Genomic DNA, 22071 nt, shown 5'->3' with positions numbered 1-22071 from the left:
CGGGCATGCACAGGCAGAAGATCCTCATCACCGGCGCGAGTTCCGGTCTGGGCGCGGGCATGGCCCGCGCGTTCGCCGCCAAGGGCCGCGACCTGGCGCTCTGCGCCCGCCGCGTCGACCGCCTCGAAGAGCTCAAGGCCGAACTGACCGCCCGGCACCCCGGCATCACCGTGGCGATCGCCGCGCTGGACGTCAACGACCACGAGGCCGTCGCCGACGTGTTCGCCCGGCTGGCCGGGGAACTCGGCGGGCTCGACCGGGTGATCGTGAACGCGGGCCTGGGCAAGGGCGCGCCGCTGGGCACCGGGCACCTGGCCGCCAACGTGGCGACCATCGAAACGAATCTTGTTGCGGCCCTGGTGCAGATCGAGCACACCTTGGAGATGTTCCGGGCCGCCGGCGCGGGGCACCTGGTGCTGGTCTCCTCGCTGGTCGCCAACCGCGGGCTGCCCGGGACGCTCACGGCGTACGCGGCCAGCAAGTCCGGGCTGACCTCGATCGGGCAGTCGCTGCGCGCGGAGTTCCACGGCACACCGATCAAGGTGACGGTGCTGGAGCCGGGCTACATCGAATCGGAGATGACCGCGCGTTCCAACGCCACCAAGATGGTGGTGGACACCGACACCGGGGTGGCGGGGCTGGTCAAGGCCATCGAGGCCGAACAGGGCAGCGCCGTCGTTCCGGCGTGGCCGTGGCGGCCGGTGGCCGCGCTGATGCGGGTGGCGCCCACCGCCCTGGTCAAACGGATGGCCTGAGCAGGTAGGTGTCCATGATCCAGCCGTGCCGCGCCCGGGCCTCGGCCCGCAGCGTCGCGATGCGCTCGCCGTCGGCGCCGACGGTCCCGTCGGCCAGCAGTTCGTGCGGCGTGCCCAGGTAGGCGCCCCACCAGATCCGGGTGTCCGGCGGGCACCGCAGGAACGAGCATTCGGCGTCGAGCATCACCACCGCCGCGCCGCGCAGCCCGTGCTCGCGCAACTGGCGGCCGGTGGTGATCAGCACCGGCTCGCCGAGGTCGTTAAGCGGGATCCGGTGCCGCGCGGTCAGCGTCTGGATGGCGGTGACGCCCGGGATGACGTCGTAGTCGATGTCGGTTCGCGCGGCCACCCGGTCCAGGATCCGCAGCGTGCTGTCATACAGCGACGGGTCGCCCCAGGCCAGGAAGGCGCCGACGCCGCCGTCGGGCAGCTCCGATTCGATGGCGGCAGCCCACACCCGGGCCCGGGCCTCGTGCCAGTCGGTGACCGCGCGGCGGTAGCCGTCGGCGTCGTCTGAGCGTTCCCGCGGCGGGTCGGCGAGTTCGACGAACCGGTAGCCGGGGTCGGCGATGAACCGGGCGCAGATCTGCCGGCGGAGTTCGACGAGGTCGGATTTCGCCTCGCCCTTGTCCATCGCGAAGAACACGTCGGTGTCGTTGAGGGCCTCGACGGCCTGCGCGGTGACCTGCGCCGGATCGCCGGCTCCGATGCCGATGACGTGGATCTTTCGCATCCCGACACCGTAGTCTGAGAACGCCGTCGGCCCGGGTTGGTCACGATCAGAAGTACCCGGTACCGCCGGTATTGACTGAGGCTATAATCGTGATTACGGTCACTCCCGACCACGCCCCCGGGGAAGAGAGCGATGCCGACATGACCCGCGCATTGGAAAACCCGAACAGCACCCGCGCGCGCAGCCGCGAGGAAGTCGCCCAGCGCCTGCTGAAGGGGTCGGTGCGCAAGTCCTACGCGCCCGTCGTCGACATCGACTGGGAAGCCCCGGTCGAGCCGGATGTCTTCTTCCTGCCGCCGCAGATGCTCAGCCTCTACGGCACCGAACAGTGGGACAACATGTCCCGCGAGCAGCAGATCGAGCTGTCCCGCCAGGAACTGGTGAACGTGCTCTCCGCCGGCATCTGGTTCGAGAACATCCTGAACCAGGCGCTGCTGCGCGACCTCATGCACCGCAACCCGACCGCGGCCAGCTCGCACTACAAGCTCACCGAGCTCGGCGACGAGACCCGGCACATGGTCATGTTCGGCAAGGCCATCGACTGGGCCGGCGGCATCCCGGTGCGCCCCCGGCTGTGGCAGCGGATCATCATCAACGCGCTGCCGTTCCTGTTCCGCGGCCCCGTGCTGTGGGGCGCCGCGCTGGTCGGCGAGGAGATCTTCGACGCGCTGCAGCGCGACATCCTGGAAAACGGCGACGCCCAGCCGATCGTGTTGCGGCTGATGCGGATCCACGTCACCGAGGAAGCCCGGCACATCCAGTTCGCCCGTGACGATCTGCGCAAGACCGCGCCGACCATGCCGTGGTACCGCAAGATGCTGGTGGCCAATCTGCATGGCGTGGGCGGGCCGTTCTACCGCTACCTGTTCACCAACCCGGCCATCTACGCCCGCGCCGGCCTCGACCCGCGCGAAGCGCGCCGCGCGGCGCTGGCGAATCCGAACTTCCGCCGCTCGTGCAAGGAGGGCGCGGCCCCGCTGACCGATTTCTTCACCGAGGTCGGCCTGATGGGCCGGCTGTCGCGGCGGATGTGGCGCCGGGCCGGATTCCTGTGAGCTATCTGCTGATCGGCGCCGCCGACGGGCTGCCCGGCGAACCCGTCGCGGTGCTGCCCGACGACGCTCGCCCGCGGTTCGACAACGCCACCGACACCTGGTCGGCGATCTCGGTGGACAACCGCCCGGTCACCGCGCATCTGATCGTCGACGCCCGCCGCACCCAGTGCCCGATGATCGCCCTGCACGGCAGGCCGAACTGGTTCGCCATCGGCGACCCGGACAATCCGGTGCAGCTGAAGACGGTGAGCCGGCTGATCGAGCTGGTCGAGCGATCCGGCGTCGGCCGGATCGAGGCGCGTTCGAAGGTGCGCGCCCGCAGATTCTATCCGGGCGGGCTGGCGCTGCGGTTCTACCTGTCCGGGACCGAAAGCGTGGAGGACGACGTCTACGACGGCCCCGCCACCCTGGCCGTCGGCGACACCGAACTCACCGCCCGAGTGCGGCTCACCGGGCATCTGCACCCGGTCGACGGCCACTTCCATTGGCAGGGCATCGTTTTCGACGGCCAGGAGATCGACCGGGCGGGACCGGTGCGGTTGACCATCGACGGGAACACGGTGGAGGCCAAGCTGACCGAACGGACCTCGCAGGGCGTGTTCATGATCGTCGGCGCCGGCGCGCCGCCGTACGCGCTGACCTGAAGCCCAAAGTCCCCGCCGGTGAGGCCCAAATCTTCCCCATGACCAGGCCCGCACGCCGGTAGGGTCCCTACCGTGGGCGCCTATTCCGACGTATACGACGCAAGCCTCGCCGTTCCCGAGGCGTTCTGGGCCGAAGCCGCCCTCGCGGTGGACTGGACACGCCCGCCCACCCGCGTCCTCGACGACGACCGGCCGCCGTTCTACCGCTGGTTCCCCGACGCGGAGCTCAACACCTGCGCCAACGCGCTGGACCGCCACGTCGTGGCGGGCCGCGGTGAGCAGCCGGCGCTGATCTACGACTCCCCGGTGACCGGGGTGAAGAAGACCTACAGCTACGCCGAGCTGCTCGACGAGGTCGCCCGGTTCGCCGGGGCGCTGCGCGGGCTCGGCGTCGAGCGCGGCGACCGGGTGGTGGTGTACCTGCCGATGATCCCGCAGGCCGTCATCACCATGCTGGCCTGCGCGCGGATCGGCGCCGTGCACTCGGTGGTGTTCGGCGGGTTCGCGCCACACGAACTGGCGGTGCGGATCGACGATGTGCGGCCCAAGCTGATCGTCACCGCCTCATGCGGCATCGAGCCGAGCCGGGTCGTTGAGTACCTGCCGATGATCGAGGACGCCATCGCGCTGGCGGCCCATCCCCCGATGCACTGCGTGGTGGTGCAGCGCGACGGCTACCACCGCGAGATCGCGCACTACCGCGACCGCGACTACGACGAGCTGATGGAGACCGCCGAACCCGTCGACCCGGTGCCGGTCGCCGCGACGGACCCGCTGTATGTGCTCTACACCTCGGGCACCACCGGCAAACCGAAAGGCATCGTCCGCGACAACGGCGGGCACGCCGTCGCACTGCTGTGGACGATGCGCAATATCTACGACATCAAACCCGGCGAGGTGTTCTGGGCCGCCTCCGACGTCGGCTGGGTGGTCGGGCACTCCTACATCGTCTACGCGCCGCTGTTGGCCGGCGCGACGACGGTGCTCTACGAGGGCAAGCCGGTGGGCACCCCGGATCCCGGCGCGTTCTGGCGGGTCATCGCCGAGCACAACGTCAAGGCGCTGTTCACCGCTCCGACCGCGATCCGGGTGATCCGCAAGGAGGATCCGGACGCCGCCCACCTCAACTGGCACGACGTGTCCGGCCTGAAGTACCTGTTCGTCGCCGGTGAGCGGCTGGACCCCGACACCTATCACTGGGCGTGCGAGAAGCTCGGCATCCCGGTCATCGACCACTGGTGGCAGACCGAGACCGGTTGGCCGATCGCCGCCAATCCGATGGGGCTGCAACAGCTTCCGGTCAAAGCTGGATCCCCGACCGTGCCGATGCCGGGTTATGACGTGCGGATCCTGCACGACGACGGCACCGCCTGCCGGCCCGGTGAGGAAGGCGCGATCTGCATCAAGCTGCCGATGCCGCCGGGCACCCTGGCCACCCTGTGGGACGCCGAGGACCGGTTCGCCGCCTCCTACCTGTCCGAGCATCCCGGCTACTACCTCACCGGCGACGGCGGCCGCATCGATCAGGACGGCTACCTGTGGGTGATGGGCCGCACCGACGACGTCATCAACGTCGCCGGGCACCGGCTGTCCACCGGGGCCATCGAGGAAGTGCTGGCCACCCACCCCAGCGTCGCGGAATGCGCGGTGATCGGGGTGGCCGACGAGATCAAAGGGCAGGCGGCCCGCGGCCTGGTGGTGCTCAAGGACGGCGCGACCGCCGACGGTTTGGCCCAAGACCTGGTCACCATGGTGCGCGATGAGATCGGCGCGGTGGCGGCGTTCCGGTTGGTCAATGTGGTGCCCGCGTTGCCGAAGACGCGATCCGGCAAGATCCTGCGAAAGACGTTGCGCGGCATCGCCGCCGGCCACAACGAGCCGATCCCGTCGACCATCGAGGACGCCTCGGTGCTGGACGCGCTGCGGCCGATCCTCACCGGCGAGGACTACAACTACAGCTGACGACCATCCGAGCCGAGGTAACGCTCGGCGAGTTCCACGCTGCCGGTGGCGTAGTCGGCGAGGAGGGCGCGCGCCTCGTCGGCGTGGCCGTGGGTTCCCATCCAGGCCAGCAGCAGCAGCCGGCGCAGCAGCACGAACGACGCGAGCATCCCCTCGTCGGCGGTCGAGAGTTCCCGGCGGCTGCGGTAGCCGTCGACCCAGGCCTGCTGCCAGTCCCCCAGCTCCGGGCTGTCCTCGACGAAGGACACCGCGGCGCCGAAATCGTAGAGCAGCCAACCGAATCCGGAATCGTCGAAGTCGATGACGGTGACCTCGCCGTCGTCGATGAGCAGGTTGGCCGCGCGCAGGTCGGCGTGCACCAGGCCGAAGCGGTCCGGTCCGTCGCCGTAGTCGGCCAGCCGGCGAGCCAGCAACCCGGCTACCCGGGTGAGCACCGCGCGATCGTGAGCGCTCACCCCGGGGGCCTGTTCCCAGCGGCCCCAGCGCGGGTCGTCACCCAGGCAGTGCCGCCAGTCCCAGACGAATCGGTCGAAGGACGCCGGCCGCCGCCAGCGCTGCGCGTGATCGTGCAGGGCCGCGGTGATCCGGCCCAGGGTGGCGAACTCCTCGATGGTCTGCGCCCCGGCGTCGGGGTGCGCGCCGTCGACGAAGGCGAATCGGACCACCTGCCGGCGCCCGGCGGGGGTGTCGACGTCGACGACCCGCCGGCCGTCGGGGGTGGCCAGCACTGCCGGGACCGCGACCTCGCCGTCGCCGCGCAGCGCCGCCAGCCAGTCCAACTCGGATTCGATCTGGGCGCGGCGGTGATACCCGGGCCGGTGCACCCGCAGCACCGACCGCTGCCCGTCGACGTCGGTGTGGGCGAAGGTGGTGTTCTCCGAACGGTTGAGCAGCCGCAGCGCCGACCCCGGCGCGAGGCCGTGCCGGGCGGCCGCGGCCAGCGCCGCGGCGCGCGCGTCCTCGTTGCCCACCGACATGGCGAACACAGTAGGGCTCCGTTGTGGCGGAGACCGGGCGGCCCGGGCCCCCGCGTTCTACGATGAACGACAGGCGCCAATCCGCTGCCGACTGACTGTCTGGGAGGACGAAGCATGACGAACAAGCGAGCTGGACTGATTTCGGGGTTCCTGGTCGCCGGCGGCGCAGCGGTGGCTCTGACCCTGAGCCCGGCCGCCGCCGCGGAGCCGGGCCTGAACCCGGCCTGTGTGGAGACCGATCAGGGCGCGGGCGGCATCGAGGGCGGCGGCACCACGGTTTGCGAGTCCCCGGGCAACGCCGAGATCACCAGCCACCCGGCCTACATCCCGCCGACCGGCGCCATGGGCGGCATGGGCATGTTCCCGTGGGGCGACGGGATGTTCATGCTCTGAGCCGGCGCTTGCGCATTTGCGCAGGTCACCGGGCGCGCCAAAGTGAATCCTGGCCAAACACGAGGTAAACTGTTGTCACGAGACACAGCTGACCGAGGACGTTGCCATGATCGATATCGTCAACAAGGCAGTCACTTGGGTGCGGACGGGCTACCCGCCCGAAGCCCCGCGGCACGGTTATCTTCCCCTGCTGGCCCTCGGCGACCGGCACCGCGCCTTCAGGCTCCCGAACTAAGGAACTGACAGAAATGTCAGGTGACCCGGGTTCGCCGGGTCGATCAGCACGCTCTGGCCACGCACCCGATTCTTGAGCCATCGCGGCAGGTAGTGCCGTGGAAAGCTGCCCGCGGCGACGGCCACCCGCAGCCGGTGTCCGCACCGCAGCACCGCGTCGGTCGGGTTGATCTCGATGTCGATGTCGAACGGCTGACCCGGGGTCAACGGGTGCGCGTCCTCGGCGCGCAGGCTGTGGATCGGGAACAGCAGCTGCCCGTCCACATAGGTGCTGGCCTTCTCGTTCACCGCCCGGCGCGAGGACAGCAGCGCGCCGCGGGTCAGCGCCACCGACGTCCCGGTCGGTTCCACGTCGCTGACGGTGACCGACCAGAACGCGTCGGCGCCACCGGCCACCGCCCGCAACCGCAGATTCATCGGTCCGGAGATCACCACGTCGTGGTCGAACGGTTCGGTGCTGAACGTCACCGCGCCGGCCTCGGCGCGGCGTTCGTCGGCGAAGAAGTCCGGACCGAACAGCACACTCAACCCGGTGGTGATGATGGCCGTGTTGTTGGAGGCGAAGCTGCTCCGGGCGGCCGGCAACCCCAGCACCGACCGCTCGGTCGGCGGGTCTTCGCGCAGGGACGCGTCCAGCGCGGCGTGGCCGGCCGACCCGCTGGGCGCCGCGTGCAGGTACAGCCGGCGCACCTCGGCGGCGGGGTCGGGGAACTGCGGCTGGGTGAGCCAGCCGTTGCCCTGCCGGCGCAGCGTGATCGGGCCGTAGCCGTCGACGCCATTGTCGATGTCGCGCAGCCAGCGGTCGAACCAGGCGCACTGCAGTTCATCGAGCCGTGGCGGGCCGCCCGGCTCGCCGAACCCGGCGCCGGCGCTGAGGTGGTAGCCCTCGTCGACGACGACCTGCTTGCGTCCCGGTGGCGTCGGGATCCGGTCGTACATGGCGAAGGTGGAGCGGTTGTAGACGTCGTGCCAGCCGGCGTGGATGAGCGTCGCGCACCGGATATTCTCCAGCTCCGGGGTGCGCTGCGCCCACTGGTCATTGAGGTAGCCGTCGGGGTGGCCGTCGACGCCCAGAATCTTGATGGCCCGGCCCAGCCAACTCGCCGGGTGGCTGATGCGGTCGGTCAGATACTTGGGCCAGAGCCCATTGACGAACAGGGTGCGCGGCGAAGGCGCCCACTTGGCGAAGTTGACCGCGGCCAGCCACACCCCCATCAGCGGGGTGATCACCCCGCCGGTCAGTCCCAGCTCACGCGGCGCGTCCTCGCCGGCCATGCTGGCGAAGACCGCGTCCAAACCCTTGGGCCGTTGCGCGCCGGCCAGCAGCCCGGCGATCCCGGCGTAGGAGATGCCGGTGGTCCCCAACCGCCCGTCGCACCACGGCTGCGCCCCGATCCACTCCAGCGCTTCCCGGTAATCCTGCTGCTCACGCGGGCTGAAGAAGTCCCACTCGCCGGTCGAGGTTCCGGCGCCCCGCACATCCACCACGACGACGGCGTAGCCGCGGGCCAGCAGCGCGCGGTTTTGGCTCCACACGTCGGCGATCCCGCTGGCCGGGCCGTGCAGCAGGTCGCGGCGCTGGAACCGGCTCCGGTCCGAGGGCGCGACCCAGTCGGCGACGCGTGCCAGCATCGGGGCCAACCGCCCGACCGTGCGGTGCACGACCCGGTTGTAGGCGGTGAACTGCACGACGGTCGGCAGTGGCTCGGCGACCGGGGCTCCGGCGTCGTCGGCGGGGCGGAACAGGTCGGCGCACAGCATGATCCCGTCGGACATCGGGATGACGACCGTGCTGTCCAGGTGCGTCTTCGGGTAGATCTCGGGTCCGATGTCGAATCGGGCGCCGGGGTCGGGCCGATCTGCTGCGGGGCGTGTGGTCTCCGGGTGCACCCGGCCGATGGTATGCGGTACTCGGAGTTCGGGGAACCATCCGCGATACACTCGCACCCGCCGAACGTGGCCGACTGCCCCCGTAGCTCAGGGGATAGAGCACGGCTCTCCTAAAGCCGGTGTCGCAGGTTCGAATCCTGCCGGGGGCACTCCGCGTTTCAATTGCCGCGCGAGCGGCCCTGCCAGCGCTTAATCTGTAGGCGCTCGGCCGCAACGCGACGTCGCAAAACCGCCTTTTGCCACGTCACGTAGCAAATTCGTCATCGTTGTCGCAGGATCGTCACACCATCTTCGTCGATATTCCAGTGATCGGAACCGCCGAACGCTGTAGCTTCGGGAATGTTGTCAGACCAGCTGTCGTTGCAAGACCCGTAGGAAGGGAAACCTGAGGGAGACAACCCGAAAGGCCACCTTCCCAGCAACACCAGGTGGACCTGCCTTCCACAGCGTTGCCGCATCTGCGGCAGCCGACTGGCCCACCTGAACACAAGGGAGTGCTCACACCATGACGAACATCAAGACCGCGTTCATCGCCGGCGCTTCCGCCGCGGTGCTGGCCATCTCACTGCCTGTCACCGCTGCGGCCGACACCGGATTCGACCAGCCGGCGCCGGGCCCCAACTCCGCGACCACCCAGCCGCAGTGGACCCCGCCGGTGAGCGCGAACAACCAACAGCTGACCCCGAGGAGCCAGCGGCAGCGGTACAACTACCGCAACGACTACTTCAAGCCGACGAACCCGAACAAGGACTCCTCGCCGTCGTCCGGTCGCTCGAACTTCTAACCGGAGACCCAGCGTCCGGAGCGCATCACGGCGCTGACCCGTAACCGCGGGTCCAGCACCACGAGATCAGCCACCGCCCGGGCACTCAGACCGCCGTCAGGCAGTCCGAGTGCCCGGGCGGGGTTGATTGAGGACTGCCGCACCGCCTGCAGCAGCGCGTCGTCGCGGGGCAGACCGGCGTTCTCGACGGCGAACCGGAACACCGCGTCCATGGTGGCGGTGCTGCCGGCGATGGTGTCGGTCCCGGCCAGCCGGGCCACCTCGCCGCTGACCCGCACGTCCAGGGCGCCCAGCCGGTAGGACCCGTCGGGCATCCCGGCCGCCGACATCGCGTCGGTCATCAGCGACACCCGGTTCCCCCCGGCCACCGCGCAGACCTGCCGGTACAGCGCCGGGTGCACGTGCACCCCGTCGCCGATCACCTCGACGGTCACCCGCGGGTCCTCCAGCAGCGCCACCACCGGCCCCGGCTCGCGATGATGGATCGGGCGCATCGCGTTGAACAGGTGGGTGGCCACCGTCGCGCCGGCGTCGACGGCCGCCCGGGTCTGGGCGTAGTCGGCGTCGGTGTGCCCGACGGCCGCCACCGCGCCGCCAGCGACGACCCGCCGGATCGCTTCCAGCGCGCCCCGGCGCTCCGGCGCCAGGGTGACCATCCGAACCGCGCCGCCGCTGGCGTCGAGCACCCGGTCCAGTTCGGCGGGGTCCGGGTCGCGCAGCAACTGGGGATCGTGCGCGCCGCACCGCGCCGCCGACAGCCAGGGGCCCTCCAGGTGGACACCGGCGATCACGCCCGCCCGGGTCAGCCGGGCCAGCCGGGCGGTCTGCTCCAGCAGGTCCGCCGGCGTCGCGGTCACCAGCGACGCGACCAGCGTGGTGGTGCCGTGGCGCAGGTGGAACTGCGCCGCGGCGACGACGGACTCGTCGGCGGTGTCCGCGCCGCCCTCCGCCGCGAACGACGCTCCCCCGCCGCCGTGCACGTGGGTGTCGACGAACCCGGGCACCACGGTCACCGCGCCGAGGTCGCGAGCGGGTTCGGCGCGCCGCGGCGGCGTGCCGGCGCCAACGCCCAGGATCTGCTCGCCGTCGATCTCAATCCAGCCGGGCCGCAACAGTTCCCAGCCGGTGAGCACCGTCTCGGCGGTCAGCAGCACCTAGATGCCCTGCCAGTCGGGCTTGAGCCGCAACGTCTCGCGGTAGTAGTCCAGCAGTTCCAGGCCCGTCGCGGCAGCCTCGTCGACCAGCACCGTCACGTGTTGGTGCAGCTGCAAGACGGTGGCCGGCCAGCGGGCGCTGATCGGGCCTTCCACGAGTTGGCGCACCGCTTCGGCCTTGTTCGCGCCGGTGGCGACCAGGATGATGTGGCGGGCCTCGCTGATGGTGCCGAGCCCCTGGGTCAGGCAGTGCGCGGGCACCGCGTCCACGTCGCCGCCGAAGAACCGGGAGTTGTCGACGCGGGTCTGCCGGGTCAGCGATTTGATCCGGGTCCGCGAGGACAACGACGAACCGGGCTCGTTGAACGCGATGTGCCCGTCGGCCCCGATGCCCAGGATCTGCAGATCGACTCCGCCGGCGGCGCTGATCGCGTCGTCGTAGGCGCGGCAGGCGGCCGGGATGTCGGGCGCGGACCCGTCCGGGGCGGCCACCGCGCCGGGCCCGAAGTCCACCCGGGAAACGAACTCGCGGTCGATCACGGCCCGGTAGCTCTCCGGATGCCCCGGCGGCAGGCCGACGTACTCATCGAGGGTGAACCCGCGCGCACGGGCGAACGACACCAGCCCGGCGGCGCAGCGCTCGGCCAGTTCGTCGTAACTGGGCAGTGGCGACCCGCCGGTGGCCAGCCCGAGCACCGCGTCGGGTTTGCGGCGCAACAGCTCGCACACCGCGTCGGCGACCCGGACCGCGATGGCGTGGGCGCCGGATTCGACAATGACTTCCATCAGCGGCTCACGGTGAAAAGGACACCGCCGCCGTCAATTTCACCGCTGGCGACTCCGGTGACGCTGTTCGGGTCACGCTCGTCCATCACCACAACCAGGGCGATCGGGTTGTACCCGGCGGCCGTCACGGCGGGCACGTCGTAGACCATCAGCGGCTGGCCGGCAGCCACCTCGTCGCCCTCGGCGGCCAACGCGATGAAGCCTTCGCCGTTGAGCTTCACGGTGTCCAGCCCGAGGTGGGTGAGCACGCCGACCCCGTCCGGAGTCATCACCACATAGGCGTGCGGCATCAGCTTGAACAGTTTGCCGCCGACCGGCGCCACCGCGTCGACCGGCCCCGGCGGCGGGTTGACCGCGGCGCCCCAGCCGACCATGCCCTGGGAGAACACCGGATCCGGGACGTCGGCCAGCGCCACGGCGACTCCCGGCACCGGGGCTAGAATCTGGATGCTGGTCATTGGCGGCACTCCTTCACAGTCTTCGTCAGTTCGGCGGGCGGCCCGGCTGATCGCTGCCTAAGCTCCCCGAAATGAGCGTATCGACCCCGGCCTCCGCCGGCCCCGGAAAGTCACGACTGCGCGTTCCTGGGTTCGCCCAGATGCAACGCCTCGGCAAGAGCCTGATGCTCCCGATCGCGGTGCTGCCCGCGGCCGGTCTGCTGCTGCGGCTCGGGCAGGACGACCTGCTGGGCCGGATCGACATTCCGGTGATCGGACCGTTCTTCGTCGCGATGAGCGCCGCCGGCGGCGCGCTGTTCACCAACCTGGCGCTGCTGTTCGCCGTCGGCGTGGCGATCGGGTTCGCGCGCAAGGCCGACGGATCCACCGCGCTGGCCGCCGTCGTCGGATATCTGGTGATGGACGCGGTGTTCAAGACGATGTCCCCGGTGGTGCTCGACGGGGTGCTCGACAAGAGCGGCGAGCAGGCCCAGATCAACTACAGCGTGCTGACCGGCATCGTCGTCGGCCTGGTCACCGCGTGGTTGTTCGACCGCTACCACAACATCGAACTGCCTTCGTATCTCGGCTTTTTCGGCGGCCGGCGATTCGTGCCGATCGTCGTTGCGGTGACCTGCCTGGTGCTGGCGTTCGCGATGAGCTACGCCTACCCGCTGTTCAACGCCGGCCTGACCGCGCTCGGTGAGTTCATCGCCGGCGCCGGCGCGTTCGGCGCGTTCGTCTACGGCGTGGTCAACCGGCTGCTGATCCCGATCGGCCTGCACCACATCGTCAACTCCTACGTGTGGTTCATCTACGGCGACTACCAGACCCCCGACGGGGAAGTCGTCACCGGCGAGCTGACCCGCTTCGCCGCCGGCGATCCGACCGGCGGACACCTGACCGCGGGCTTCTACCCGATCCTGATGTTCGGTCTGCCGGCCGCCGCGCTGGCGATGATTCACGTCGCCAACAAGAAGCAGCGCAAGGTTGCCCTGGGCATCCTGTCGGCCGCCGGACTGACCGCGTTCCTCACCGGTGTGACCGAGCCGCTGGAGTTCGCGTTCATGTTCGTGGCGTTCCCGCTGTACTGCGTCCACGCCCTGCTCACCGGGGCGTCGTTGGCCATCGCCTACCTCCTCGACATCCACTTGGGCTTCTCGTTCTCGGCCGGGTTGATCGACCTGCTGCTGTGGGGCAACGCGCCGGCCGCCAAGAACATCCCGCTGCTGCTGGTGATGGGCGTCGTCGCTTTCGTCGTCTACTACGCGCTGTTCCGATTCGTGATCGTCCGGTGGAATATGCGCACCCCGGGCCGCGAGCCGGAGCGGGAATTCGACGCCGAGCAGGCCGCCAACGCCTCCGACGACACCGTGGTCGCGGCTGCTGCCACGGCCGCCGGGCCACCGGACAGCTTCCCCGAGCAACTCATCGCCGCGTTCGGCGGCCGCGGGAACCTGGTCAACGTGGACGCCTGCATCACCCGGCTGCGGATGGAGGTCGCCGACACCGCCCTGGTCGACCAGGCCCGGCTCAAGGAACTCGGCGCGGCCGGGGTGATTCAAGTCGGCAACAGCATGCAGGCGGTGTTCGGCACCCGCTCGGAAGCGCTGAAGAACGACATTCTTGAGGTGATGTAGCGGCCGAGCTGTGCCGAAATGGGGTGTGCGCCAGGCGCGGATTGGACTATCCACACCGCGGGCCGCAGCCACCCCATTTCGGTACGGATGCCGAATCAGGCGCGGCGCGCAATGATCGCCTCGACCAGCGCCCACACCGACAGCGCCGCCGCGACACCCGCCGCGCCCGCGGCAATGTGGAAACCGAAACCGGCGCTGACCTCACCGCCGACACCCAGGTGGTGATACCGCCAGATCAGGACGTTGAGCAGCACGCCCAGCCCCAGCGCCGCCGACGCGGCGACGATCCGCAGCAGTCCGCGCGCCGTCATCGCGCCGGCCACCAGCAACGCCGAAGCCAGCAACGCAATGGTCTGCCCGATCCCGAAGCCGGGCGCCACGGTCATCCCACCGCCGGTGCCGCCGATCGCGCTGACCCGGCCGAATTCGCCGCTCACCAGCCACGGCAGCCAGCAGCTGGCCGCCAGCACGGTCGCGCACGCCACGACCAGCCACCCGGGATTGAGACGAATCACGATCCGACCTTATCGGCGCGACAGGGGGATGGAAGCGCGCAGTCTCACCACGGGCAGACCTAGTCACCGCCGACCGCTACTGCGCGCCGGCCTTCTTCTTGACCAGCAGCACCGGCAGCGCCACCGATGCCAGCGCGGTCGCCAGCCAGACGATCACCGTCGCGGCGATCCAGGTGCCGACCCCGGAGATGTTCAAGCCGCCCGAACCGGTCAGCAGGGTCGCGAGCAGCAGCGCGGCCAGCGTGGACAGCAACCCCACCCCACCCAGGAACGCGCCGGCGTACCGGCTGGCCATCTTGGCGAAGAACGGCGCGAGCACCGCCTGCGCCACCGCCAGGATCAATACCGCGGTGATGAAGCCCGACGGCCGCACGGACAACTCCGGACGCAGGATCAGCCAGGCGACCAGCAGGCCGATGGCTGACGAGCCGAGGAAGATGAGGAAGTTCACCAGCAGTCTGATCACAGCCGCCAGCGTAAACCCCGCACCGCCCGCCGGCGTCTAAGCGCGGCGGCCGCCGGCGTCATAGCGCGGTGGCAACTGCGCCGCCGCCGGATCACCAGGCGAGGAATCGGCAGACCGCCGCAACCAGCGCCACCGGGACCTCCCCCGCGGAGTCCGGGTCACCGTCGCCGGCGGTCTGCCACCCCTGACATTGCCAGCCTGAGCAGCCCTGAAATACCGGCGAACGTCCCCGATACGCGCGCCAAAGTCCCCAAACGGTCCCCGATCGCTAGGGTGTAACCGTGATCACGGTGTTCCTGGTCGACGACCACGAGGTGGTGCGACGCGGCTTGGTCGATCTGCTCGACGGCGACCCAGAGTTGCAGGTGGTGGGCGAAGCGGGGTCGGTCGCCGAGGCCAAAGCCCGCATCCCCGCGGCGCACCCGAACGTCGCGGTGCTTGATGTGCGCCTGCCCGACGGCAACGGGATCGACCTGTGCCGCGACCTGCTGGCCGCCCACGACGACCTGCGCTGCCTGATCCTGACGTCCTACACCGACGAGGAATCCATGCTGCAGGCCATCCTGGCCGGGGCCAGCGGATTCGTCGTCAAGGACATCCGCGGCATGGAGCTGTCCCAGGCGATCAAGGCGGTCGGCGCCGGAAAGTCCCTGCTGGACAACCGCGCCGCCGCCGCGCTGATGTCCAAGCTGCGCCGTGACGACAGCGCCGAGGCCGAGGACGACCGGCTGCGCGACCTGTCCCCCACCGAGCGCACCCTGCTGGAACTGCTCGGCGAGGGCCTGACCAACCGGGAAATCGGTGAGCGGATGTTCCTGGCCGAGAAGACGGTGAAAAATTACGTCTCCCGGCTGCTGGCCAAGCTCGGGCTGCACCGCCGCACCCAGGCCGCGCTGCTCGCCGCGGAGTTGCTGCCCCGCGACCATGGCTGAGCCGGAGGCCACCGGCCTGGTTCGCGACGGCCTGATCGACGCGATGCTGGCCGTCACCACCAACCTGGACCTGGAAGAAACTCTGACCACCATCGTGGACACCGCGATGCGGCTGGTCGGGGCCCGGTACGGGGCGCTCGGCGTGATCGGGCCGTCGGCTGACCTGCTGGAGCGGTTCATCCATCAGGGCATCGATCGGGCCACCGCCGACAAGATCGGTCCGCTGCCGCAGGGCCGCGGTGTGCTCGGGGTGCTGCTCGACGAGCCGGAGCCGGTTCGGATCCCCGACGTCGCCGAGCATCCCGCCTCGGTGGGTTTCCCGCCGCACCACCCGCCGATGAGAACCTTTCTCGGTGTCCCGATCCGGATCCGCGACGAGGTCTACGGCAACCTGTACCTGACCGAGAAGGCCGACGGCAAGCTGTTCACCGCCGACGACGAGGTGCTGGTGGTGGCGCTGGCGGCGGCGGCCGGCATCGCGATCAACAATGCCCGGCTGTACCGGCGCACCCGGGAACTCGACGTGCTCTCCGAGCGCGACCGGATCGCCCGCGACCTGCACGATCACGTCATCCAGCGGTTGTTCGCCGTCGGGCTGTCCCTGCAGGGCGCCCTCGGCGCGGGGTACGAGCAACAACGCGACCGGATCTCGGTCGCCCTCGATGATCTGCAGGACGTGGTGCAAGAGATCCGCACCACCATTTTCGACCTGCACGGCGGCCAGGTGACCCGGCTGCGCCAGCGCCTGGAGCAAGCCGTCAACCAGATGACCGACCACTCGCCGGTGCGCGCGACGCTGCACTTCACCGGGCCGCTGTCGGTGGTCGACGCGTCGCTGGCCGACCACGCCGAGGCGGTGGTGCGCGAGGCGGTGGCCAATGTGGTGCGCCACGCCGACGCGACGACGGTTGTCGTCAACGTCGTCGTCGACGACAACCTGCGGGTGACGGTGATCGACAACGGCCACGGCATCCCGGCGTGCACCACCCGCAGTGGGCTGGCGAACCTGGCCAGCCGGGCCGACGAGTGCGGCGGCGTCCTGTCCGTCGGGGCCGACCCCGGCGGCGGCACCCGCCTCGAGTGGAGCGTGCCCCTGCCCTGACTCGACGAGCGGCCTGCCGCGAGGAGAGGTCAGGGCGGAATCAGCCCTGCCCTGACTCGACGAGCGGCCTGCCGCGAGGAGAGGTCAGGGGTCGGATCTTCGCCGCGAAGGCGAAGTCTGGTCCGTGTTCCCGGGGTGAGCGTGCGCTCTCAGTCGCTTCGGCAGCGTGAGCGTGCATCCACGGTCAGTTTCGGCAGCGAGCGTGCATCCACCGTCGGTTTCGGCGGCGAGCGTGCATCCACGGTCGGTTTTGGCCGCGAGCGTGCATCCACGGTCGGTTTTGGCCGCGAGCGTGCATCCACGGTCGGTTTTGGCCGCGAGCGTGCAGCCAGGCCCACTTCTGCGTCACGAGCGTGCAGTGGCGTTCGCCCTCACCTGGGGAAACGCGAACGTGAGTGCACGCTGGCGCGAATCCACGGACCTCAGTGCACGCTCGCGGCCAAAACCGACCCTCAGTGCACGCTCGCCGCGGAATCTGACCGTCAGTGCACGCTCGCCCGCCAAAACCGACCCTCAGTGCACGCTCGCCAACGAAACACTGACCGTCAGTGCACGCTCACGACGGAATGTGACCGGCAGTGCACGCTCGCCCGCCAAAACCGACCCTCAGTGCACGCTCACGGCAGGATCGACCCGGGACGCAACCCTCGGGGCGAACATGACGTCCGTCCGTCACGCCACAGCATCACCAGCCACCTACGTAACACGCCCTGACGGCAACCCACGTTCACATGTGCGAGGCCCCAGCCTCCTCATACCGCCTAAGCGTAGATCGCCTTGAACTGGTCCAGGGACTGGCGAATGTCGCCCTTGAGGGCGCCGGCGACGATCATGCCGATCGGGCCGAACAGCGCCGGGCCGCCGAGGTGGATGTCGAGGGTGAAGGTGGAGCCGTCCCCGGTGGGGACCACCCGGCCGATCAGCTTGATCTTCACCCCACCCTTGCCGTCGCCGTTGAGGGTCATCGACTGCGGAGGCTTGTAGCTCACGATGGTCCACTTGACCAGGTTCGGCATGCCCTTCACCTCGACGATGGACGAGATGACGGTGCCCTTTTCCAGCTTCTCCGGCAGCGCGCTGCGCCACACCCGGTGGATCGAGAGCCAGTCGGAATAGCGCGACAGATCCGAGGCAGCCTCCCATGCCTGCTCGGGTGTCAGCGGGAGATCAACGGAGACAGAAAGCTTCGCCATACCCCTGATTCTGGCAGGCGGCCCGACCCGGGTGTGGGTCAGGCCGCCCGTTCAGCTGCGGACCGCGCGGGCTGTCAGGGCTTGTCGCCCTTGAGCTTGTCGGCGGCGCTCTTGGCGGCTTCCTGCGCCTTGTCGACCGCGGAGGCGAACTTGCCGTCGGTCTTCTCGTCGATCTTGTCGCCGACCTTATCGATCGCGGCCTCCACCTTGTCGGCGTTGGCGCTGATGACTTCCTTGGCCTTGTCGGCGTTGGCCGCGATGGTCTCCTTGGCCTTGTCGATGAATGACATCTGTTCCCCTCTCAAACGGTTGACCTTGCCCGGCAATTGTGAGCGCTCAGCGCTCCCGCCACAAGCGTCTCGGCTCGCCGAGGATCCGGCCCTGGGCCCACCACAGACCCTCGATGGCCACCGCCGCGACCAGCCCGATTCCCACCGCCGTCAGCATCATCGGCGCGTTCGACGGGTCCAGCAGGAAGGTCTCGCGGGCCAGCGGGATGGAAAAAATCACCGCGTAGGCCAACGCCGAGGTGGCCACCAACAGCACCCGCCACCACTCGTACGGGCGGGCCACCGTGGCCAGCACCCACCACGCGCTGATCAGCAGCGTGACGAACGCCGCGGTCGAGGCCTGCGCCTGCAACTCGGCTGGCGCGGACATCCCCGGGTTGGCGAGCACGTAGCTGACGAACGTCGCGATGCCCACCACCAGGCCCGACGGCAGCGCGGCGGTCATCACCCGGCGCACGAAACCGGTGTGCGCACGTTCATTGTTGGGAGCCAGTGACAGCACGAACGCTGGGATTCCGATGGTGAACCAGGCGGCGATGGTGACGTGGATCGGCTGGAACGGGAAGAGCATCGGGTCGGCGCCGAACAGTTCGGCGCCGAGGCCGACCACACCGACCAGCATGGCCAGCAGCACCGAGTACACGGTCTTGGTCAAAAACAGGTTCGAGACCCGCTCGATATTGCCGATCACCCGCCGGCCCTCGCCCACCACATAAGGCAGGGTGGCGAACTTGTTGTCCAGCAACACGATCTGGGCCACCGCGCGTGACGCCGGGCTGCCGGAGCCCATCGCGACGCCGATGTCGGCGTCCTTGAGCGCCAGCACGTCGTTGACACCGTCGCCGGTCATCGCGACTGTGTGGTCGCGGGACTGCAGCGCACCGACCATCGCCCGCTTCTGATCGGGGCGGACCCGGCCGAAGGTGGTGTACTCCTCCAGCACCTCGGCCAGCGGCTCCTGGTCGGACGGCAGCTTGCGGGCGTCGAGGGTTTCGCCGTGCAGCCCAAGGGATCCCGCGACCGCGCCGACGGACACCGCGTTGTCGCCGGAGATCACCTTGACGGTGACGTTCTGGCTGGCGAAGTAGTCCAGGGTGGCCTTGGCGTCGGGCCGGACCTTCTGCTCCAGCACCACCAGCGCGACCGGGGTGACGTCGCCGGGCGCGTCGGGCGCGTCGACGCTGCGGTCGGACTGGCCCAGCAGCAGCACGCGGAGACCCTGCGCGCCAACGGTTTCGGCGCGCTCGGCGACCGGCGAGTCCTGGTCGGTGAGCACGTCGGGGGCGCCGATCACCCAGTTGCCGTCGGCGCCGAACGAGCTTCCGCTCCACTTCGTGGCGGATTTGAAAGGGGCCGAGGCGGTTTCGGTCCACCCCGGGGCCTCGGGGTAGGCCTCGGCGATGGCCTGCATGCTGGCGTTGGGCCGGGAGTCGGCGGCGGCGAGCGCGGCCAGCGCGATCTCCGGGTTGGTTTGGTCGCCGGCGCGGTCGTCGAGCCAGGTGACCTCGTGCAGCCGCATCCCGTTCTCGGTCAGGGTGCCGGTCTTGTCGGCGCACACCACGTCGACGCGGGCCAGGCCCTCGATGGCCGGCAGTTCGTTGACCAGGCACTGGCGCTGCCCCAGCCGGATGACGCCGACCGCGAACGCGATGGAGGTCATCAGCACCAGGCCCTCGGGCACCATCGGCACCAGCGCGCCGACCATCCGCAGCACCGCTTCGCGCCAGTCCGCTCCGGTGGTGAACAGCTGGGTGTAGATGGTCAGCAGCCCGGCCGGCCACAGCAGGTAGGTGATGAACCGCAGGATCTGGTTGATGCCGCTGCGCAGCTCGGATTTCACCAGGGTGAACTTGCTGGCCTCTTCGGCGAGCTTCGCCGCGTAGGCCTCCCGGCCGACCTTGGTGGCGCGGTACGCGCCGGAGCCGGCGACCACGAAGCTGCCGGACATCACCGCGGCGCCGACGGTCTTGTCGATCGGGTCGGCCTCGCCGGTCAGCAGCGCCTCGTCGACCTCCAGGTTGGCCGCCTCCAGCACCTCGCCGTCGACGACGATCTGATCGCCGGGCCCGAGTTCGATGACGTCGTCGAGCACCACCTCGTTGGGCGGCAGTTCCTTGGTCCCGGACGCCCGCCGGACGGTGGGCCGGGCCTGGCCGACGATGGCCAGGTTGTCCAGGGTCTTCTTGGCGCGCAGTTCCTGGATGATGCCGATGCCGCTGTTGGCGATGATCAGCAGCCCGAACATGCCGTTGATCAGTGAGCCGGTGGACAGCACGATCAGAAACAGCACACCCAGTATCGCGTTGATCCGGGTGAACACGTTGGCGCGGATGATCTCGGAGACACTGCGCGCGGCGCGGGTGGGGACGTCGTTGGTGCGGCCGTCGGCGATGCGCTCGGCCACCTGGGCGTCGGTGAGGCCGGCGGCCGACGTCACGGCGGGGGTCGTCACAGCAGGAACTCTAACCGCTGCCCGCGCCGGCGTGCCGGGCGCGACGCCAGCGGAAACGGCGGGAGCCCCCGATTTCACGTAAGACGGAAGGGCAGGACGAACAGAGGATGTGCCCCCGACAGGCTGTGAGGAAAGCCATGACGAAAATCGCACGAACCATCACCGCGTCCGCTCTGCTGATCGCCCCGTGGTGCGTCCCGCCCACCGCGTCGGCGGCCGGTCCCATCGCGCTGGAGGGCTGGGTGAGCACGCCGATGCTCCGGGACCCGCTGCCGTTCCCCAACGCGCACTACTCCGGTTGGGTGGACGACGCCGGCGTGCTCAACGTCCGCGCGGACTGCGTGAAGGGCGGCCTGGCCGGTCCCGCCGCGCCGTGCGTCACGACGGATCAGTACTGGGGCATCGACGACCGGGTGCTGAACTGGCAGAACTTGACCAACGCGACGTCGGGCAGCGTGCCCGCCGCGTGGGACGGCTCCTTCGTGGTCGACGCCGGCAGCGGACTGGTGAACGTCCAGGTGCTCAAACCGTGGAACGGCGTCGGGATGGCCGTCGGCAGTTATACGAGCTAAAGCTCCCGCCACCACGCGTCGGCCGCGTCTCCGAGCTGCGCCACCCGCTGCCCGGGGCGCGGCGTCGCGGTGGCGACCCCGGTCTCCGCGGCGGCGCTGAGCATCCGCTCGACCGGCTCGGACCAGGCGTGCGGGGCCAGCCGGAAGGTGGCCCAGTGGATCGGCACCAGCAGCCCGGAGTCGGAGACGTCGCGGTGCGCGCGGACCGCCTCCTCCGGGTTCATGTGGATGTCCGGCCAACTGGGGTGATAGGCCCCGACGGGCATCAGGGTCAGGTCGAACGGGCCGAGCTCGTCACCGACGTCGGCGAACGCCTTGGTGTAGCCGGTGTCGCCGCCGAAGAAAACCCGGTGCCGCGGCCCGAGCACCGCCCAGGACGACCACAGCGTGTGGTCGCGGCTCAGGCTGCGGCCGGAGAAGTGCCGGGCCGGGGTGCAGACGAGCTCCAATTCGGCGAGCCGGGCGCGCTCGCCCCAGTCCAGCTCGGTGATCCGGGCGTCCGGGATGCCCCACCGGCGCAGGTGCTGGCCGATGCCGAGCGGAACGTAGAACAGCGCGTTCTGACCGCGGCCCAGTTCGACGATGGTTTCGGTGTCGAGGTGGTCATAGTGGTCGTGGCTGATGATCACCGCGTCGATGGCCGGCAGCGAGCTCAGCGGCAACGGCGTCGGGTGCAGCCGGGCGGGGCCGACGACCTGCGAGGGCGAGCAGCGCTGACTCCACACCGGGTCGGCCAGCACCCGGTAGCCGTCGACCTCGATGAGCACCGAGGAGTGGCCCATCCAGGTGGCGGCCAGGTCGGCGGCCGGCGAGCAGATGTCCGGCACGACGACCGGGATCTCGCCGGCCGGCCGCTGCCCGGTGCCGCCGAACATGTCGTGGGCGACCTTCCACATCTGGGCCCGGTCGATGCTGAGCATCACCGACGGCTCGGTGTTGTGGAACACCCCGTCGCGGTAGTTGGGCGAGTCCTTGGCGACGCGGTGGATCTGCATCGGGCTGGCGCCCAGTGATTTGGGCACACCGTGCAGGGCGTGCATCACCCAACCGCCGGACACCATCGCCGCGGTGCCACCGGCCAACCGAATCGCTTGCCCCAGCATGT

Annotated in this window: 23 protein-coding genes and 1 tRNA gene; 12 read left to right on the top strand and 12 right to left on the bottom strand. The window is 69.8% G+C overall.

Going from position 1 to position 22071, the window contains the following annotated elements; translation table 11 throughout:
* The first annotated feature begins 5 nt into the window (after positions 1-5).
* On the top strand, positions 6-755 hold the full coding sequence (locus L2Z93_RS03300) for an SDR family oxidoreductase (protein WP_090589120.1): 750 nt from the start codon (positions 6-8) through the stop codon (positions 753-755).
* On the opposite strand, the gene cobF is transcribed toward L2Z93_RS03300, so the two are convergent.
* A complete protein-coding gene (gene cobF / locus L2Z93_RS03295) occupies positions 739-1488 on the bottom strand; it encodes a precorrin-6A synthase (deacetylating) (RefSeq protein WP_090589119.1) in 750 nt (249 codons plus the stop codon). The two genes, L2Z93_RS03300 and cobF, sit on opposite strands and share 17 nt — an antisense overlap.
* Before the next feature lie 140 nt (positions 1489-1628).
* Between cobF and L2Z93_RS03290 the strand changes: the two genes are divergently transcribed.
* The 3 genes from L2Z93_RS03290 (at position 1629) to L2Z93_RS03280 (ending at position 5149) form a co-directional block, all read left to right on the top strand.
* Positions 1629-2543: an AurF N-oxygenase family protein gene (locus L2Z93_RS03290; RefSeq protein ID WP_090589118.1), complete on the top strand. Its 915-nt coding sequence runs from the start codon at positions 1629-1631 to the stop codon at positions 2541-2543.
* Complete coding sequence (locus L2Z93_RS03285; protein ID WP_128111795.1) at positions 2540-3187, top strand: DUF4873 domain-containing protein; 648 nt, start codon at positions 2540-2542, stop codon at positions 3185-3187. The genes L2Z93_RS03290 and L2Z93_RS03285 overlap by 4 nt, the downstream gene beginning before the upstream one ends.
* Before the next feature lie 72 nt (positions 3188-3259).
* Positions 3260-5149 (top strand): propionyl-CoA synthetase, encoded by a 1890-nt coding sequence (locus L2Z93_RS03280; RefSeq protein WP_090589116.1) that lies wholly within the window; start codon positions 3260-3262, stop codon positions 5147-5149.
* Here L2Z93_RS03280 and L2Z93_RS03275 read toward each other — a convergent pair.
* Positions 5140-6126: a phosphotransferase enzyme family protein gene (locus L2Z93_RS03275; protein ID WP_090589338.1), complete on the bottom strand. Its 987-nt coding sequence runs from the start codon at positions 6124-6126 to the stop codon at positions 5140-5142. The two genes, L2Z93_RS03280 and L2Z93_RS03275, sit on opposite strands and share 10 nt — an antisense overlap.
* A gap of 114 nt (positions 6127-6240) precedes the next feature.
* Here L2Z93_RS03275 and L2Z93_RS03270 point away from each other — a divergent pair, with 114 nt between their 5' ends.
* Both L2Z93_RS03270 and L2Z93_RS03265 read left to right on the top strand, forming a co-directional pair.
* Positions 6241-6519: a hypothetical protein gene (locus tag L2Z93_RS03270; protein WP_090589115.1), complete on the top strand. Its 279-nt coding sequence runs from the start codon at positions 6241-6243 to the stop codon at positions 6517-6519.
* A 106-nt stretch (positions 6520-6625) separates the two neighbouring features.
* Complete coding sequence (locus L2Z93_RS03265; RefSeq protein WP_109395660.1) at positions 6626-6754, top strand: DUF3349 domain-containing protein; 129 nt, start codon at positions 6626-6628, stop codon at positions 6752-6754.
* Here L2Z93_RS03265 and L2Z93_RS03260 read toward each other — a convergent pair.
* Positions 6751-8643: a CocE/NonD family hydrolase gene (locus L2Z93_RS03260; protein WP_090589114.1), complete on the bottom strand. Its 1893-nt coding sequence runs from the start codon at positions 8641-8643 to the stop codon at positions 6751-6753. The genes L2Z93_RS03265 and L2Z93_RS03260 overlap by 4 nt on opposite strands.
* Before the next feature lie 76 nt (positions 8644-8719).
* Between L2Z93_RS03260 and L2Z93_RS03255 the strand changes: the two genes are divergently transcribed.
* Positions 8720-8792 (top strand) — tRNA-Arg (locus L2Z93_RS03255).
* A gap of 356 nt (positions 8793-9148) precedes the next feature.
* Positions 9149-9427, top strand: a complete 279-nt coding sequence (locus L2Z93_RS03250) for a hypothetical protein (protein WP_090589113.1) — start codon at positions 9149-9151, stop codon at positions 9425-9427.
* On the opposite strand, the gene nagA is transcribed toward L2Z93_RS03250, so the two are convergent.
* Genes nagA through L2Z93_RS03235 form a run of 3 tightly spaced genes read right to left on the bottom strand, consistent with a single transcriptional unit; the run spans position 9424 to position 11825 of the window.
* The gene (gene nagA, locus L2Z93_RS03245) at positions 9424-10581 is read right to left on the bottom strand and encodes an N-acetylglucosamine-6-phosphate deacetylase (RefSeq protein ID WP_090589112.1); all 1158 of its coding nucleotides are present in this window, start codon (positions 10579-10581) and stop codon (positions 9424-9426) included. The genes L2Z93_RS03250 and nagA overlap by 4 nt on opposite strands.
* Positions 10582-11367, bottom strand: a complete 786-nt coding sequence (gene nagB / locus L2Z93_RS03240; protein ID WP_090589111.1) for a glucosamine-6-phosphate deaminase — start codon at positions 11365-11367, stop codon at positions 10582-10584. It lies immediately after the preceding gene.
* A complete protein-coding gene (locus L2Z93_RS03235; protein ID WP_090589110.1) occupies positions 11367-11825 on the bottom strand; it encodes a PTS sugar transporter subunit IIA in 459 nt (152 codons plus the stop codon). Before L2Z93_RS03235 ends, nagB begins: the two co-directional genes overlap by 1 nt.
* Before the next feature lie 71 nt (positions 11826-11896).
* Between L2Z93_RS03235 and L2Z93_RS03230 the strand changes: the two genes are divergently transcribed.
* Entirely contained in the window at positions 11897-13444 is a 1548-nt protein-coding gene (locus L2Z93_RS03230; protein WP_090589109.1) for a PTS transporter subunit EIIC, read from the top strand.
* A gap of 95 nt (positions 13445-13539) precedes the next feature.
* On the opposite strand, the gene L2Z93_RS03220 is transcribed toward L2Z93_RS03230, so the two are convergent.
* On the bottom strand, positions 13540-13959 hold the full coding sequence (locus L2Z93_RS03220) for a hypothetical protein (protein ID WP_090589108.1): 420 nt from the start codon (positions 13957-13959) through the stop codon (positions 13540-13542).
* Between the two features lie 76 nt (positions 13960-14035).
* Positions 14036-14425 (bottom strand): phage holin family protein, encoded by a 390-nt coding sequence (locus L2Z93_RS03215; RefSeq protein ID WP_090589107.1) that lies wholly within the window; start codon positions 14423-14425, stop codon positions 14036-14038.
* Between the two features lie 281 nt (positions 14426-14706).
* Between L2Z93_RS03215 and L2Z93_RS03210 the strand changes: the two genes are divergently transcribed.
* Both L2Z93_RS03210 and L2Z93_RS03205 read left to right on the top strand, forming a co-directional pair.
* A complete protein-coding gene (locus L2Z93_RS03210; protein WP_090589106.1) occupies positions 14707-15357 on the top strand; it encodes a response regulator transcription factor in 651 nt (216 codons plus the stop codon).
* The gene (locus tag L2Z93_RS03205) at positions 15350-16459 is read left to right on the top strand and encodes a GAF domain-containing sensor histidine kinase (RefSeq protein ID WP_090589105.1); all 1110 of its coding nucleotides are present in this window, start codon (positions 15350-15352) and stop codon (positions 16457-16459) included. The genes L2Z93_RS03210 and L2Z93_RS03205 overlap by 8 nt, the downstream gene beginning before the upstream one ends.
* A 761-nt stretch (positions 16460-17220) precedes the next feature.
* Here the strand turns inward: L2Z93_RS03205 and L2Z93_RS03200 are convergent.
* From L2Z93_RS03200 to L2Z93_RS03190, 3 genes are all read right to left on the bottom strand, one after another.
* Complete coding sequence (locus L2Z93_RS03200; protein WP_090589104.1) at positions 17221-17652, bottom strand: type II toxin-antitoxin system Rv0910 family toxin; 432 nt, start codon at positions 17650-17652, stop codon at positions 17221-17223.
* A gap of 74 nt (positions 17653-17726) precedes the next feature.
* The gene (locus L2Z93_RS03195) at positions 17727-17942 is read right to left on the bottom strand and encodes an antitoxin (RefSeq protein WP_090589103.1); all 216 of its coding nucleotides are present in this window, start codon (positions 17940-17942) and stop codon (positions 17727-17729) included.
* A gap of 46 nt (positions 17943-17988) precedes the next feature.
* Positions 17989-20394 (bottom strand): cation-translocating P-type ATPase, encoded by a 2406-nt coding sequence (locus L2Z93_RS03190; protein ID WP_090589102.1) that lies wholly within the window; start codon positions 20392-20394, stop codon positions 17989-17991.
* 137 nt (positions 20395-20531) lie between these two features.
* Here L2Z93_RS03190 and L2Z93_RS03185 point away from each other — a divergent pair, with 137 nt between their 5' ends.
* Positions 20532-20966: a hypothetical protein gene (locus L2Z93_RS03185; protein ID WP_090589101.1), complete on the top strand. Its 435-nt coding sequence runs from the start codon at positions 20532-20534 to the stop codon at positions 20964-20966.
* On the opposite strand, the gene L2Z93_RS03180 is transcribed toward L2Z93_RS03185, so the two are convergent.
* Positions 20963-22069 (bottom strand): MBL fold metallo-hydrolase, encoded by a 1107-nt coding sequence (locus L2Z93_RS03180; protein ID WP_090589100.1) that lies wholly within the window; start codon positions 22067-22069, stop codon positions 20963-20965. The genes L2Z93_RS03185 and L2Z93_RS03180 overlap by 4 nt on opposite strands.
* Between the last annotated feature and the right edge of the window lie 2 nt (positions 22070-22071).

Source organism: Mycolicibacterium brumae (assembly GCF_025215495.1).
Taxonomy (GTDB): domain Bacteria; phylum Actinomycetota; class Actinomycetes; order Mycobacteriales; family Mycobacteriaceae; genus Mycobacterium; species Mycobacterium brumae.
This window is presented reverse-complemented; position numbering and strand designations above follow the sequence as displayed.

Excerpts from the sequence above, each read along its gene's own strand:
- L2Z93_RS03180 (WP_090589100.1), bottom strand. The coding sequence starts at position 22,069 with ATGCTGGGGCAAGCGATTCGGTTGGCCGGTGGCACCGCGGCGATGGTG.
- L2Z93_RS03200 (WP_090589104.1), bottom strand. The coding sequence starts at position 17,652 with ATGGCGAAGCTTTCTGTCTCCGTTGATCTCCCGCTGACACCCGAGCAG.
- L2Z93_RS03205 (WP_090589105.1), top strand. The coding sequence starts at position 15,350 with ATGGCTGAGCCGGAGGCCACCGGCCTGGTTCGCGACGGCCTGATCGAC.
- cobF (WP_090589119.1), bottom strand. The coding sequence starts at position 1,488 with ATGCGAAAGATCCACGTCATCGGCATCGGAGCCGGCGATCCGGCGCAG.
- L2Z93_RS03270 (WP_090589115.1), top strand. The coding sequence starts at position 6,241 with ATGACGAACAAGCGAGCTGGACTGATTTCGGGGTTCCTGGTCGCCGGC.
- L2Z93_RS03290 (WP_090589118.1), top strand. The coding sequence starts at position 1,629 with ATGACCCGCGCATTGGAAAACCCGAACAGCACCCGCGCGCGCAGCCGC.
- L2Z93_RS03195 (WP_090589103.1), bottom strand. The coding sequence starts at position 17,942 with ATGTCATTCATCGACAAGGCCAAGGAGACCATCGCGGCCAACGCCGAC.
- nagB (WP_090589111.1), bottom strand. The coding sequence starts at position 11,367 with ATGGAAGTCATTGTCGAATCCGGCGCCCACGCCATCGCGGTCCGGGTC.
- L2Z93_RS03250 (WP_090589113.1), top strand. The coding sequence starts at position 9,149 with ATGACGAACATCAAGACCGCGTTCATCGCCGGCGCTTCCGCCGCGGTG.
- L2Z93_RS03265 (WP_109395660.1), top strand. The coding sequence starts at position 6,626 with ATGATCGATATCGTCAACAAGGCAGTCACTTGGGTGCGGACGGGCTAC.
- L2Z93_RS03230 (WP_090589109.1), top strand. The coding sequence starts at position 11,897 with ATGAGCGTATCGACCCCGGCCTCCGCCGGCCCCGGAAAGTCACGACTG.
- L2Z93_RS03275 (WP_090589338.1), bottom strand. The coding sequence starts at position 6,126 with ATGTCGGTGGGCAACGAGGACGCGCGCGCCGCGGCGCTGGCCGCGGCC.
- L2Z93_RS03235 (WP_090589110.1), bottom strand. The coding sequence starts at position 11,825 with ATGACCAGCATCCAGATTCTAGCCCCGGTGCCGGGAGTCGCCGTGGCG.
- L2Z93_RS03300 (WP_090589120.1), top strand. The coding sequence starts at position 6 with ATGCACAGGCAGAAGATCCTCATCACCGGCGCGAGTTCCGGTCTGGGC.
- L2Z93_RS03185 (WP_090589101.1), top strand. The coding sequence starts at position 20,532 with ATGACGAAAATCGCACGAACCATCACCGCGTCCGCTCTGCTGATCGCC.